15 protein-coding genes and 1 tRNA gene are annotated in these 12,446 nt (G+C 61.6%); 5 read left to right on the forward strand and 11 right to left on the reverse strand.

Translation table 11 applies throughout. The features are described from left to right. Positions 1–6: 6 nt before the first annotated feature. Positions 7–678, forward strand: a complete 672-nt coding sequence (locus IB272_RS24375; RefSeq protein WP_034806622.1) for a TlpA disulfide reductase family protein — start codon at positions 7–9, stop codon at positions 676–678. 69 nt (positions 679–747) lie between these two features. Here the strand turns inward: IB272_RS24375 and IB272_RS24380 are convergent, their stop codons facing one another. The 7 genes from IB272_RS24380 to IB272_RS24410 form a co-directional block, all read right to left on the reverse strand. Next, on the reverse strand, positions 748–1,620 hold the full coding sequence (locus tag IB272_RS24380) for a 3-hydroxybutyryl-CoA dehydrogenase (RefSeq protein WP_034806743.1): 873 nt from the start codon (positions 1,618–1,620) through the stop codon (positions 748–750). Between the two features lie 151 nt (positions 1,621–1,771). Then, on the reverse strand, positions 1,772–2,701 hold the full coding sequence (locus IB272_RS24385) for an electron transfer flavoprotein subunit alpha/FixB family protein (RefSeq protein ID WP_192445207.1): 930 nt from the start codon (positions 2,699–2,701) through the stop codon (positions 1,772–1,774). A 22-nt stretch (positions 2,702–2,723) separates the two neighbouring features. Beyond that, positions 2,724–3,473, reverse strand: a complete 750-nt coding sequence (locus tag IB272_RS24390; protein WP_060518495.1) for an electron transfer flavoprotein subunit beta/FixA family protein — start codon at positions 3,471–3,473, stop codon at positions 2,724–2,726. Positions 3,474–3,758: 285 nt separating this feature from the next. Then, entirely contained in the window at positions 3,759–4,556 is a 798-nt protein-coding gene (locus tag IB272_RS24395) for a rhomboid family intramembrane serine protease (protein ID WP_060584422.1), read from the reverse strand. A gap of 77 nt (positions 4,557–4,633) precedes the next feature. Then, a complete protein-coding gene (locus tag IB272_RS24400; protein WP_060584425.1) occupies positions 4,634–5,212 on the reverse strand; it encodes a cob(I)yrinic acid a,c-diamide adenosyltransferase in 579 nt (192 codons plus the stop codon). A gap of 65 nt (positions 5,213–5,277) precedes the next feature. Then, a complete protein-coding gene (locus IB272_RS24405) occupies positions 5,278–5,481 on the reverse strand; it encodes a twin transmembrane helix small protein (protein WP_034797863.1) in 204 nt (67 codons plus the stop codon). Positions 5,482–5,505: 24 nt separating this feature from the next. Then, complete coding sequence (locus IB272_RS24410; RefSeq protein ID WP_060584426.1) at positions 5,506–6,339, reverse strand: SDR family oxidoreductase; 834 nt, start codon at positions 6,337–6,339, stop codon at positions 5,506–5,508. A gap of 181 nt (positions 6,340–6,520) precedes the next feature. Here IB272_RS24410 and IB272_RS24415 point away from each other — a divergent pair, with 181 nt between their 5' ends. Next, the gene (locus tag IB272_RS24415; protein ID WP_060584433.1) at positions 6,521–7,429 is read left to right on the forward strand and encodes a YihY/virulence factor BrkB family protein; all 909 of its coding nucleotides are present in this window, start codon (positions 6,521–6,523) and stop codon (positions 7,427–7,429) included. On the opposite strand, the gene gluQRS is transcribed toward IB272_RS24415, so the two are convergent. Continuing rightward, on the reverse strand, positions 7,418–8,299 hold the full coding sequence (gluQRS, locus tag IB272_RS24420) for a tRNA glutamyl-Q(34) synthetase GluQRS (protein ID WP_060584435.1): 882 nt from the start codon (positions 8,297–8,299) through the stop codon (positions 7,418–7,420). The two genes, IB272_RS24415 and gluQRS, sit on opposite strands and share 12 nt — an antisense overlap. Positions 8,300–8,353: 54 nt before the next feature. On the opposite strand from gluQRS, the gene IB272_RS24425 reads away from it, so the two are divergent. After that, positions 8,354–9,001: a DNA-3-methyladenine glycosylase gene (locus tag IB272_RS24425; RefSeq protein ID WP_034797859.1), complete on the forward strand. Its 648-nt coding sequence runs from the start codon at positions 8,354–8,356 to the stop codon at positions 8,999–9,001. A gap of 107 nt (positions 9,002–9,108) precedes the next feature. After that, positions 9,109–9,666 carry an HNH endonuclease gene (locus IB272_RS24430; protein WP_034797858.1) on the forward strand — a complete coding sequence of 186 codons (558 nt, stop codon included), beginning with the start codon at positions 9,109–9,111 and terminating at the stop codon, positions 9,664–9,666. A gap of 112 nt (positions 9,667–9,778) precedes the next feature. Here the strand turns inward: IB272_RS24430 and IB272_RS24435 are convergent, their stop codons facing one another. Next, complete coding sequence (locus IB272_RS24435; protein WP_060584437.1) at positions 9,779–10,291, reverse strand: disulfide bond formation protein B; 513 nt, start codon at positions 10,289–10,291, stop codon at positions 9,779–9,781. Between the two features lie 212 nt (positions 10,292–10,503). Here IB272_RS24435 and IB272_RS24440 point away from each other — a divergent pair. Next, positions 10,504–10,588: transfer RNA gene (locus tag IB272_RS24440), tRNA-Leu, on the forward strand. Between the two features lie 165 nt (positions 10,589–10,753). Here IB272_RS24440 and IB272_RS24445 read toward each other — a convergent pair. Further along, positions 10,754–11,266, reverse strand: a complete 513-nt coding sequence (locus IB272_RS24445) for an AAA family ATPase (protein ID WP_246810413.1) — start codon at positions 11,264–11,266, stop codon at positions 10,754–10,756. A gap of 52 nt (positions 11,267–11,318) precedes the next feature. Then, the gene (locus IB272_RS35630; protein ID WP_192445209.1) at positions 11,319–12,374 is read right to left on the reverse strand and encodes a site-specific integrase; all 1,056 of its coding nucleotides are present in this window, start codon (positions 12,372–12,374) and stop codon (positions 11,319–11,321) included. Positions 12,375–12,446: the final 72 nt, after the last annotated feature.

A 12,446-nucleotide genomic window follows, 5' to 3' on the forward strand; every position in this document is an offset into this window, starting at 1 on the left:
AATGAAATGCCCGACCAGAAGAAATCCCCCCCGGCCGTGAAACTGTTCGCGCTCGCCGCCCTGTTTGGCGTGATCGTCGGTGCGGCAGCGGTATACGTGAAGGAGACCGGGTCTGGCAATGGTGAGGCAACCGAAACGGCCTCCGCCAGTTGCCCGCTGACCTCGGCCAAGGTCGCTGCGCTGACACCCTTCATGAAGGGGCAGGTCGCCGCGATGTCGCCGGCGTCGTCGCCGCGGCCGATCGCGCTCGACTTCAACGGTCCGGACGGCAAGCCGACCAATGTCTCGGCCTTCGCCGGCAAGACGCTGCTCGTCAATCTCTGGGCGACGTGGTGCGTTCCCTGCCGCGAGGAAATGCCGGCCTTGAACGCCCTGCAGAAGTCGCTCGGCAGCGACAAGTTCGAAGTGGTGGCGATCAACATCGACGTCGGCGACGACGAGAAGCCGAAGGCTTTCCTCGACGAGACGGCCGTGCACGAGCTTGGCTATTATCGCGACGCCTCGATGGGCGTGTTCAACAACATGAAGAAGGAAGGCCTGGCCTTCGGCCTGCCGGCAACCCTGCTGCTCGACGACAAGGGCTGCCTGATCGGCTCGATGAACGGCCCGGCCGCCTGGGACAGCGACGACGCCAAGGCGCTGATCAGCGCGGCGCTTGCTCCTGCTGCGGGAAGCTGAAGGAGACTAGATCTGGACAAAGAAAAACCCGGCGGATCGCCGGGTTTTTCTTGTCAAATGCTGACGGAATTAGCGGGTGGGAACCGGCACTTCGCCGCGATAATCGTAGAAGCCGCGTCCGGACTTGCGGCCGAGCCAGCCGGCTTCGACATATTTCACCAGCAGCGGGCAGGGGCGATACTTCGAGTCCGCAAGGCCGTCATAGAGCACCTGCATGATCGACAGGCAGGTGTCGAGGCCGATGAAGTCGGCAAGCTGCAGCGGGCCCATGGGATGGTTGGCGCCGAGCTTCATGGCGGTATCGATCGCCTCGACACTGCCGACGCCTTCATAAAGCGTATAGATCGCCTCGTTGATCATCGGCAGCAGAATGCGGTTGACGATGAAGGCCGGAAAATCTTCGGCGACCGTCACGGTCTTGTCGAGCGTCGCGACGAATTCCTTGGCGGTCTTGAAGGTCTGTTCGTCCGTGGCGATGCCGCGCACGAGCTCGACCAGCTTCATCACCGGAACCGGGTTCATGAAGTGGATGCCCATGAAGTGCTCGGGGCGATCGGTGGCGGAGGCCAGGCGCGTGATCGACAGGGACGAGGTATTCGTCGCGAGAATCGCTTCCGGCTTCAGGATCGGACAAACCTGACCGTAGATCTTGCGCTTGATCGTTTCGTCTTCGGTGACGGCTTCAATCACAAGATCGGCCTGGGACAGGTCGTTGATATCGGAAGAGCCCTTGATCAGGGCAAGGGCTGCCTTGCGGGCCTCGTCGGTCATCTTGCCGGAGGAGACCTGACGGGCAAGGTTGCCGTTGACGGTTGCAAGGCCCGCTTCGATCCGTTCGGCGGCCAGATCATAGATCTGCACCTTGTATCCGGCGATTGCCGAAACATGTGCGATGCCACAGCCCATTTGCCCGGCACCAATAATTCCGACCGTCTTGATCATCGCGGCGAACATCCATCTTCAAGGGTTGGCGGCAAGGCCGCCATCAGACACGCAAACCGGGCCGGTTTGGCCGGCCCGGTAGATTGTTAATGCCAAGTCCCCGCTTTTGCCAGCCCTTTTCATGGGTGCGGAGGGTGGCATCGATTTGGGCTTACAGCGCCTTCTGCAACTCCGGCAGAGCGTCGAAGAGATCGGCAACCAGGCCGTAGTCGGCGACCTGGAAGATCGGCGCCTCTTCGTCCTTGTTGATGGCGACGATGACCTTCGAGTCCTTCATGCCGGCGAGGTGCTGGATGGCACCGGAAATGCCGCAGGCGATGTAGAGATCGGGCGCAACGACCTTGCCGGTCTGGCCGACCTGCCAGTCGTTCGGAGCGTAACCGGCGTCGACCGCAGCGCGCGAAGCGCCGACGGCAGCGCCGAGCTTGTCGGCCACCGGCAGGATCACTTCCTGGAACTTTTCCGACGAGCCGAGCGCACGACCGCCCGAGATGATGATCTTGGCAGACGTCAGCTCCGGGCGGTCCGACGACGACAGCGCGTCGGCGACGAAGGAGGAAACGCCAGGGTTGGCGGCAGCCGAGACGGTCTCGATCGCCGCCGAACCGCCTTCAGCGGCAGAGGCGAAGGAGGCGGTGCGCACGGTGATGACGCGCTTGGCTTCGGTCGTCTGCACCGTCTGGATGGCGTTGCCGGCATAGATCGGACGCAGATAAGTATCGGCCGAGACGACCTCGATGATTTCGGACACCTGGGAAACGTCGAGCAGCGCTGCAACGCGCGGCATCACGTTCTTGCCGACCGAGGTGGCGGCGCTCACGATCGTGTCGTAGCTGCCAGCGAGCGAGACGATCAGGGCAGCGAGCGGCTCGGCAAGGTTGTTGGCAAGCGAGGCGTCGTCGGCAACGAGCACCTTGGAAACGCCTGCAAGCTTGGACGCCTGTTCGGCAGCCTGCTTCGCGCCGGCGCCGGCAACGAGAACATGCACATCGCCGCCGATTTTCGAGGCCGCGCTCAGCGCCTTGGCGGTCTGGTCGGAAAGGTGGTTGCTGTCGTGGTCAGCCAGAAGAAGAATGGCCATGATGATATCTCCCTTCCTTAAATCAGAGCACGCCGGCTTCGGTCTTGAGCTTTTCGACGAGCTCGGCGACCGACTTGACCTTGATGCCGGCCTTGCGGCCCGACGGCTCCTCGGTCTTCAGCACCTTGAGGCGGGCAGCGGTGTCGACGCCGAAGTCGGCCGGCGACTTCTTGTCGAGCGGCTTCTTCTTCGCCTTCATGATGTTCGGCAGCGAGGCGTAGCGCGGCTCGTTCAAACGCAGGTCGGTGGTGACGACGGCCGGCAGCTTGATGTCGATGGTCTGCAGACCGCCGTCGACTTCGCGCGTCACGGTTGCTTTGCCATCGCCGATCTCGACCTTGGAGGCGAAGGTGCCTTGCGCCCAGCCGAGCAGGGCCGACAGCATCTGGCCGGTCTGGTTCGAATCGTCGTCGATTGCCTGCTTGCCGACGATGATCAGGCCCGGCTGTTCAGCCTCGGCCACACCCTTGACGATCTTGGCGACGGCGAGTGGCTCGACCTGGTCTTCGGTCTCAACCAGGATGGCGCGGTCAGCCCCCATGGCGAGCGCCGTGCGCAGGGTTTCTTCGGCCTTGGCCGGACCAACGGAAACGACGACGACCTCCTCAGCCTTGCCGGCTTCCTTCAGCCTGAGCGCCTCTTCGACCGAGATTTCGTCGAACGGGTTCATCGACATCTTCACGTTCGCAAGCTCGACGCCCGAACCGTCTGCCTTCACGCGGATCTTGACGTTGTAGTCAACGACCCGCTTCACCGTCACAAGTATTTTCATGGATTCTTCCCTCCAAGAGCTTTCGCAGGAAAATGCGCCTTAACGGAGCCGCCTGATTGTCGGTTGGCGACATCGATACGCGTTTTTTCTCCAATTACAATCGCTGTGCATGGCGCTAAATCGATATAATCCCGAGATTTGGAATTACGTTTACGTACACGTAAGAATGATCGATGGCAAGTGGCTTGGGGCCTGAAGCAGCACCGTCCCGGCAGGGCCGGGCGCGCTTCAGGCAAGCCATTGAAATAACGGATCATCCTCGTTGAAAGCTGGCGATTGCCGGTGTCAGGATCCGGTCTGGCGTCCCCAGGGAACGGGCGGTCTTGTCGCATCTGACGACGGCTGTTGGCTTGCGGTGACCGGTTCGGCCTTGTGCCGGACGGCGCGCGGCGTGACGATCGTGCGGTCGAAGAGCGGCACATCGCGGCGTCGCAAAATGACAACCAGAACCAGGCCCGCGACGATGCCGCCGACATGGGCGCTCCAGGACACGCCGCTGCCGGGATCGACGACCAGCATGAAGAACTGCTGGCCGATCCAGAAGGCAAGCGGAATGGCGGCCGGCAGCGGCAGCGGGATGCGGAAGAAGACAAGCACCCAGACGCGCACCTTCGGGTGCAGCAGGAAATAGGCGGCAACGACGCCGGAGATCGCGCCCGATGCGCCGATCAACGGCGCCTCGGAGGCCGGGTCGAGAAGCCCATGCGCCAGTGCGCCTGCAGCCGCGCAGAGAAGATAGAAGGCGAGATAGCGGAAGTGCCCGAGCGCATCCTCGACATTGTCGCCGAACACCCAGAGGAACAGCATGTTCATGGCGAGGTGCATGAAGTCGCCATGCAGGAAGGAATAGGTGACGAAGGTGAAGCCGTCAGGGACGACGACGAGCGAGGGATCGAGCTGCGCGTAGTCGAAAATGAGCGCCGGAATATAGCCGAAGCCCAGCAGCGCGGCGTTGGCGAATTGCTCGGAGGCAATCGGTCCAGTGATCAGCCAGACGGCAATGTTGATGACGATCAGGCTGATCGTGACGTACTGGACCTTGATGTGCTTCAGGGTGTTCGTATCGTGAAGCGGTATGAACATGCGGTCTCCCGAAGCACAGGTTATTGCCCGTTTCTCCCGCCGAATCTCGATCGGGCGCGACGATGCGCGAGCCGACGTTATCTGTTTTTTCCGGGAATCCAAAGGACGTCGGCTTGACCTTTGTCATTTGCAAAGCGCGCCGCGACGAACAGGAAATCCGACAGGCGATTGATATAGGCGATGGCTTCCGTGCTGACGACTTCACCCTCGATCTGGGCAAGGGCCACCACCTGGCGTTCCGCACGGCGTGCGACCGTGCGGGCGACGTGGAGGGCTGCGGAGGCGGGGCTTCCGGCCGGAACCACGAAGGAGCGCAAGGGATCAAGTTCGGTATTCAGCCGGTCGATTTCGGTTTCGAGCCAGGTCACCTGCGCTGCGACGATGCGCAGCGGTTCGTATTGCGGCGGCTCGCCGGTGTCGGGTGTTGCGAGATCCGCGCCGAGATCGAAGAGATCGTTCTGGATCCGCATCAGCGCGGCGTCGAGATCGACGTTGCCGGCCGTATGCTGCCGAGCCAGGCCGACGAAGGCATTGGTTTCGTCCACTGCGCCATAGGCATCGACGCGCAGATCGCTCTTCAGCCGGCGCGGGCCGGAGACGAGCCCGGTGGTGCCGTTGTCACCCGTCCGGGTATAGATCTTGTTGAGCTTCACCATGGGCGGACGCAGTCCTCTAGCGCAATTTCAGGAACGGTGTGGAACGGTTGTCCGTTCGGAATTTGTCAGGTCGGACGGCCGCCGCCGGTGATCCAAAGGGTCACCATGATGAGCACGATCGCGATTGCCTGCAACAGCACACGCGCCTGCATCAACTTGTTGGACGTGTTGCCGCTGCCACCCTTTGCCATGTTCACGAGGCCGCGGATCAAAACGATCACAACCAGGCCCATGACGAACAGGGTCAAGCCGGTAAAGAAGCTGGACATCGAACTCTTCCTTGCAATTCTGCTTCAGCCAAGTCGGCCGATGATGCGATAAAACAGTGCCGCCGGCAGGAGCTTCTTCAGAAGCGCGCCCTGTCTGGCTGGCCTTGTTACAATATAGTGCGGTTTCGGTTTCTTTGCTGTCAGTGCGTGCTTCAAAACCGCATAAACCGCCTCCGGGCCGAGCTTTCCGGCCGCGGGTTTGCTTTCGCCTTTCAGGCGCCGCATCTGCCGCTCGTATTCGACGCGGTGCACCGAATTCTTGAGGTCGATGAAGCGCTCGATATAGGTGACGGCATTGGCGGTGAATTTCGATGTGATCGGCCCTGGCTCGATCAGGCTCACCTCGATGCCGCTGCCGGCCAGCTCCATCTTGAGGGTGAGGGACAGGCCCTCGATCGCAAACTTGGAGGCGTTGTAGGCGCCGCGCCAGCGATAGGGCACGATGCCGAGGATGGAGGAGCACTGCACGATGCGGCCGCTGCCGCGCGCCCGCATCGCGGGGATCACCCGCCGCGTCAGGTCGTGCCAGCCAATCACGTTGGTCTCGAGCTGGAGCCTCAGCGCCTCGGTCGGCAGATCCTCGACCGCACCCGCCTGGCCATAGGCGCCGTTGTTGAACAGCGCGTCGATGCGCCCGCCGGAAAGCGCCAGCACCGTATCGGCCAGGGCAGCGATGCTCTCCGGCTTGGTGTAGTCCATCAGAAAGGTCTCGATGCCCTCGCTTTCAAGCGATTGCCGGTCCTCTTCCCGGCGCACGGTCGCAAAGACCCGCCAGCCGTCGGCATGAAGCGCGCGTGCGCAATGGGCGCCGATTCCGGAGGAGCATCCGGTGACAATGATTGTGGGGCGATCCGTCATCCGGTCGAATCCTGTAGAAATCCTGCCTCGGTTTCCCATATTCATCGGCGGGATACAATTGAATTGCGCAAGCCGGAACCCGCCAGCGTTGTCGCCGTTGGGGTCATGCGAAGCCAAGGAAACGGCGCCGAGACGGACGTACTGATCGGGTAGTCCCGGCGCCTCGTAGGATTGGAATGGAATGCCAGCGTTTATACGCATCACCTGGAAAGTCGTGTTCGATGCGCTCTGGCACTTCAGCCTCGACGACGGTTGGGCGATGGCGAGCCATGTGGCGCTGTCGTCGCTGCTCGCCGTCTTTCCCTTCCTGATTTTCGGCACGGCGCTCGGCAGCTTTCTCGGGGCCGACCAGTTTGCCGAAACGGCGGTGCATCTGATTTTCGATGCCTGGCCGGAATCGATCGCCAAGCCCATCGCCGACGAAATCGTGCGGGTGCTGACGATCCCGCGCGGTGGGCTCTTGACCGTTTCGGTGCTGGCCGCCGCCTATTTCGCCTCCAACGGCGTCGAGGCGCTGCGCGTCTCGCTCAATCGCGCCTATCGAGTGACCGAGAGCCGCTACTGGTACGTCACTCGGCTTGCGAGCCTCGGCTTCGTGCTTGCCGGCGTCCTGATCCTGGCCGCACTCAGCATTCTGCTCGTCGCCGTGCCGCTGGCGGTGCGTTATGCCGGACAGTGGCTCCCCTGGCTTGGTGGCGTGCTTGCGACCGTCGACAACTGGAGCCTGCCGCTCGCTCTCATCGTGCTGACCAGCGGATTGTTGGTGTCCCATCTCTGGCTGCCGGATGGGCACCGTAAAGTGATCGACGTTTTGCCGGGCATCGCGCTGACGCTCGTTTGCTGGACGATCGGCGCTTATGCCTTTGCTTCGTACCTCGCGACCTTCGCCACCTATGTGTCTACCTATGCTGGCCTGGCGTCGATCATGATCGTGCTGGTGTTTCTCTACATGATCGCTGCAATCTTCATCATTGGCGCCGAGATCAATGCGGCGATCCTCAAATACAGGGTCAAGAGCATGGTGCGGCGCAGCTTCCAGCTGCGCAATGGCAACGACGCGACCCGCGAGGAGCAGGACCTAGCCGATTAGCGCGCGGATTTCCTCCGCCGTGCGACCGGCGGCGCGGAAAGCGGCGATGCCGGTATCCTGGTTGCTCTTCGACAGCTTGCGCCCATCCGGGCCGAGGATCAGCCGGTGATGGTGATAGAGCGGTTCCGGCAGATCGAGAAGCCGCTGCAGCAGCCGGTGCACGGAGGTCGCATGATAGAGGTCGCGGCCGCGCACCACATGGGTGATGCCCTGCAACGCGTCGTCGACGACGACGGATAGATGGTAGCTTGACGGCGCATCGGAGCGCGACAGGATCACGTCGCCCCAGGCGGCGGGGTCGGCGATGATGGTGCCGGTTTCGTCCTCAGGACCATGGCCGCTCTCGGCCCAGGTCAGGTGGTCTTTTCCCAAAAGCGCGATGGCCTTCTCCATGTCGAGCCGCCAGGCATAGGCCTTGCCGCCCGCGGTGAGAGCCGCGCGCTCGGTTTGGGGCAATTCGCGCTCGCGGCCGGGATAGAGCGGGCTGCCGTCCGGATCGCGCGGCCAGGTCTGGCCGCCGGCTTCCGCATCGGCAACGGCGGCCTTGATCTCGCCGCGGGTCATGACCGAGGGGTAGATGACACGCAGCATGTCCAGGCGTTGAAGCGCCGACGCGTAGGCGTCGAGATGTTCCGATTGCCGGCGCACCGGGCGCTCCCAGTCGAGGCCGAGCCAGGCAAGGTCTTCGAAGATCGCCGCCTCGAATTCCGGGCGGCAGCGGGTCTGGTCGATATCCTCGATGCGCAGCAGGAAACGCCCGTTCGCGGCCTTCGCCATGTCATGGTTCAGCACCGCGGAAAGCGCGTGGCCGAGATGGAGCAGCCCGTTGGGGCTCGGGGCAAAACGGAAAACGGGTGGCGTGTCAGGCATGCTTTCCCTTTGCCATGGAAGGGGTATAAAAATCATCCGCTTTGTGGAGGCGTCATGCGGATCATCCGGACACATGAGGATATCGAGGCCGGGCTGTCAGGCCTGGTGATGCTCGATGCGCGCCTCGGGCACGTCGTTGCGAGAGCCGGCCCGGTGCCGCTCCGGCGCACCGATCCCGGCTATCGCGGCCTTGCCAGCATCATCGTCTCGCAAATGGTCTCGAAGGCAAGTGCGGCTGCGATCTGGCGGCGCATGGAAGAAAAGCTCGGCGAGGTCACGGCGGCAGGCGTCAATTCGCTGAGCGACGAGGATTGCCGGGCGATCGGGCTGTCGCGGGCGAAGGCCGAGGCGCTGAGGCGCGTGGCCGAGGTGGTCGTCAGCGGTCAGATCGATCTCGACGCGATCTGCAACATCGAAGGATCGGAGGCGATCCGGGAGCTGACGGCGATCAAGGGGGTGGGGCGCTGGACGGCGGAAGTCTATCTGCTCTTCTGCGCCGGTCATCCGGATGTCTTTCCCTCCGGCGACGTCGCGCTGCAAAACGCGATCGGTCACGGACTGGGCCTCGAACTGCGCCCGAGCGCACGTGAAATTGATTCGCTCGCCGCTTCGTGGTCGCCCTGGCGCAGCGTCGCCGCACGCCTCTTCTGGGCCTATTATTCACAGGAAATGCGTCGTGATGCTGTTCCTGTGACACCTTGAAGGAAAAAGCGAATCCAGCGCACGCATTTTTGTTTCCGGCTTCACAATCCTGTTGCAACGGGCCTAATATAGAAGGTGCAGATGCCGAATCGATCAGGAGAATACGCTTGACGATTGCAGTCTCACCACAGGCCTTGCCGGCGCTCGTCTTGAACGCTGACTATAGGCCGCTGAGTTACTACCCCTTGTCGCTTTGGTCCTGGCAGGACGCGATCAAGGCCGTCTTCCTTGACCGTGTAAATATCCTTGCCGAGTACGAACATTCGGTGTCGTCTCCGAGCTTCTCGATGCGACTGCCGAGCGTTGTTTGCCTCAAGAGCTACGTGCAGCCCTCACGCCACCCGGCCTTCACCCGGTTCAACGTGTTCCTGCGCGATAAATTCGAATGCCAGTATTGCGGTTCGCCCGACGATCTCACCTTCGATCACGTGGTGCCCCGCGCTCACGGCGGCCAGACGACCTGGGACAATGTCGTCGCAGCCTGCTCACCCTGCAATCTACGCAAGGGCAGCAAGCTGCCGAAGCAAGCCGGCATGTTCCCGCACCAGAGGCCTTTCCAGCCGACGGTGCAGGACCTGCACAACAACGGCCGGCTCTTCCCGCCGAACCATCTGCATGAAAGCTGGATGGACTATCTCTACTGGGACGTCGAACTGCAGCCCTGACGCTGTTCGTGCCTTCTTGCCGGATCTAAGCCCAAAGCGGGGTCAGGAGAGGTGCGTGCGCTCGCGAACCCCCTTGTCGGGGCGTTGCCTGTTTCCCGAGAGCGATCTGGGATCAGCGCGCCTTTGCCGCACCGCGCAAGGCGATTGCTGCGAGGATGAGGCTGGCGATCACATTCCATCCGGCAAAGGAGAGCCCGAGCACCCGCAAGGAGGCTTCAGTGCAGGACGGGCCATGCTTGGAATCGAGATCGCCCAGCAGATCACCGACATTCGACGAAATCCCTTGCGCGGTCGTGGCGCAGGTGGACGGTCCTTCCCAGAAGCCCCATTCGGCGCCCGAGTGATAGACGCCCATGCCGGCGCCGACCAGCATCAGGATGCCGACGATGAGAAGCAGAGTGCGTGTCGTCCACGCCGGCAGTTTGAACGCGCTCGTGGCGATTGCCAAAACACCGACCGGGATGCCCCAGTAGTAGGGATCGCGCTGCAACAGGCAGAGCGCGCAGGGAATATAGCCACCGACATGCTCGAAGCCGAGCGCGCCGCCCACGGTCGCCGCCATGCCGAGTGTTACGATAACGGCGATCAGCAAATGCTGGCGGGATTGGGTGGCGGCGTCGATCATCTATACCTCGCGGGCGGCAACTCGAAACCGAGGGATGCCGCAGTGCAAACTGGATGGCGCCTTCTTAGGCAGGATCGTGCGCGCTGTAAATCGCAGCGGCTGTGAGCGGCCCGCACGCTTTCGTGATTGTTGGTCGTGCATCCTGAAAATGATGGTTGACCACGGCGAAATCCTTCGTGTAAATCCGAGCCGCTGATATCGCACTTCCCTGAGCCCCATTGGCGGAATTGGTAGACGCGCTCGACTCAAAATCGAGTTCCGAAAGGAGTGCTGGTTCGACCCCGGCATGGGGCACCACCTACACCTAACAGCTATTGTTTTTGTTGTCTTTTTTTGCTGTTTTTGTCCCACATTTTCCAATGTCAAAATGTGTGGGACAAATTTGTTCATGATCCGTGCGTCAGATTGCCCCCTTGTCGGCTATGGGTGAGTTTGTAAGGCGAGTTGAGGCGCGGTTCGGCCCTAAGCGGCGATAGCCCGAATGATCTCCGCATGATTGATCACCTCCGAACGGCTCTTCAAAAGAACCTTTGACCCAGCGCAGGCTTCGAACAGCTTCTCATGCCCGGCATAGCTGGTTGAAGAGTTTTCGCGCTTCCGATACTCGCGTACCCACTTGATCAGTTCTTGGAAATCTTCCTCACTGCCTCCGCCTTGGATGCCTCGGGCAATAATATTGGCGACACAATCTTCTTCGGGCAAATCGATCCAGATCAAGCTTGTCACCCGATGCAGAACAGCATTGGCAAGCCATCCATATACGCCTTCCATCAGCCAACTCTCGGCCTTGCCGGCTTCGACGACTTCATCGAAAACCAGTTGATTGTCTCGCGCGACACCGTACTGGCCGGAAGCCCAGCGGAGATCGTCAAGGTGGATTGCAGGACGTCTAAGGATGTCGCCGATCTCGCGGGCCAGCCAAGTCTTGCCTGTCCCGCCATTGCCGAAGATTAGTATCCGCTGAAGGTGTTCCATTTGGGTCAGATCTCTTTTAGACGACGGGCGCGATCGCTTCAGACTTTGACCGCTAGCCCTCTCCCGGAATGAGCTTGTGCATCGCACTTGCCGCCATCTGTTTGCGGCGGGCTTTCTTGGTGTAGGTCGTCGTCTGGTTCTTTGTGGTCCAGCCGAAAATTGCCATCAGCTCTTCATCCGTGGCGCCGTTCTCGGCGGCGATCGTGGCGCCGGCTTTCCGCAGGCCGTGAGTGGTGCAGTGGAACAATCCGGCCTGGTCGCACCAGTCCCGCATCTTGTTGCCAAGGCCGTTCGTTGTGAATGGTTTGCCAAACTCGGTGACGAGGAAGGTCAGGTTGCCAGTCGGGCACTCGTCGATCGTCTTTTGCAGCTCCGGCAGCACCGGAATGTCGACGATGACGCCGCTCGACTTGCGCGTCTTTTCCGGACGGATCGTCAATTGGCCATTGCGAATGTGCTGGAGGCCGACAATGGAGAGACTATCGAGGCGAAGGCCGGTGTAGAGCGCCAGGTGAAGCATAAGGCGCGCCTTCGTGCCTGCGCCGTGTTTGGCCTCGTACTGGCGCACCTCGTCGACCGTCCAAGTGTGGAAGCCGTCGCCGGAGTGCAAAAGCTTGATCTTCGCGGCCGGGTTCATCTGCGCGAGGTCGCTTTCAACGGCCCACGCGAACAAGGCGGAGATGGCCTTCTTCACATCGTTGCGCGAACCGGGTTTGTCTCGTACGGCGTCGCGGATCTCGACGACATGGCGCTTGCGCATGTCAGCGTATGGTAGGTCGCCACATCGAGCTGAGCCGAACTTGTAATCGCAGACCTCCTCGAAGATGGTCGCCCGTCGCGCCATGACGCCGGCGCTGATGGTTGCGCGCCGCTTGTACTCCGCATAGAGCCAATCGACGGTTCCTTCGGCTGGATCTCGTTTTAGCGTCACAACGGCAGGCGGCGGCTCTGCGCCTTCAGGCACGTAGGGAATTCCAAGGCGGGCGCAAGCAACTTCCTTGTCGAAAGCATCGGTACCGGGTGTCTCTTTGAGGCGGACTTTCTTCCGGCCCGGCGCGCGGAAATAGTAGCGCGCTTCTCTGGTGCGCCAGTCGCGATCAAGGCTCACGCCCTTCTGCAGTTTGTCATCAAGCCTTTTTGGCATTGTCGAAAGCGTTCCCTTGTGGTCGCAGCTCGTCGG

This window comes from Ensifer sp. ENS08 (genome assembly GCF_014852195.1).
In the GTDB taxonomy this organism is placed as follows: Bacteria; Pseudomonadota; Alphaproteobacteria; order Rhizobiales; family Rhizobiaceae; genus Ensifer; species Ensifer adhaerens.

Coding starts and splice junctions, on each gene's coding strand:
- IB272_RS24445 (WP_246810413.1), bottom strand. CDS start 11,266: ATGGAACACCTTCAGCGGATACTAATCTTCGGCAATGGCGGGACAGGC.
- IB272_RS24410 (WP_060584426.1), bottom strand. CDS start 6,339: ATGACGGATCGCCCCACAATCATTGTCACCGGATGCTCCTCCGGAATC.
- IB272_RS24405 (WP_034797863.1), bottom strand. CDS start 5,481: ATGTCCAGCTTCTTTACCGGCTTGACCCTGTTCGTCATGGGCCTGGTT.
- IB272_RS24435 (WP_060584437.1), bottom strand. CDS start 10,291: ATGATCGACGCCGCCACCCAATCCCGCCAGCATTTGCTGATCGCCGTT.
- IB272_RS24390 (WP_060518495.1), bottom strand. CDS start 3,473: ATGAAAATACTTGTGACGGTGAAGCGGGTCGTTGACTACAACGTCAAG.
- IB272_RS24415 (WP_060584433.1), top strand. CDS start 6,521: ATGCCAGCGTTTATACGCATCACCTGGAAAGTCGTGTTCGATGCGCTC.
- IB272_RS24395 (WP_060584422.1), bottom strand. CDS start 4,556: ATGTTCATACCGCTTCACGATACGAACACCCTGAAGCACATCAAGGTC.
- IB272_RS24400 (WP_060584425.1), bottom strand. CDS start 5,212: ATGGTGAAGCTCAACAAGATCTATACCCGGACGGGTGACAACGGCACC.
- IB272_RS24385 (WP_192445207.1), bottom strand. CDS start 2,701: ATGGCCATTCTTCTTCTGGCTGACCACGACAGCAACCACCTTTCCGAC.
- gluQRS (WP_060584435.1), bottom strand. CDS start 8,299: ATGCCTGACACGCCACCCGTTTTCCGTTTTGCCCCGAGCCCCAACGGG.
- IB272_RS24380 (WP_034806743.1), bottom strand. CDS start 1,620: ATGATCAAGACGGTCGGAATTATTGGTGCCGGGCAAATGGGCTGTGGC.
- IB272_RS24375 (WP_034806622.1), top strand. CDS start 7: ATGCCCGACCAGAAGAAATCCCCCCCGGCCGTGAAACTGTTCGCGCTC.
- IB272_RS24425 (WP_034797859.1), top strand. CDS start 8,354: ATGCGGATCATCCGGACACATGAGGATATCGAGGCCGGGCTGTCAGGC.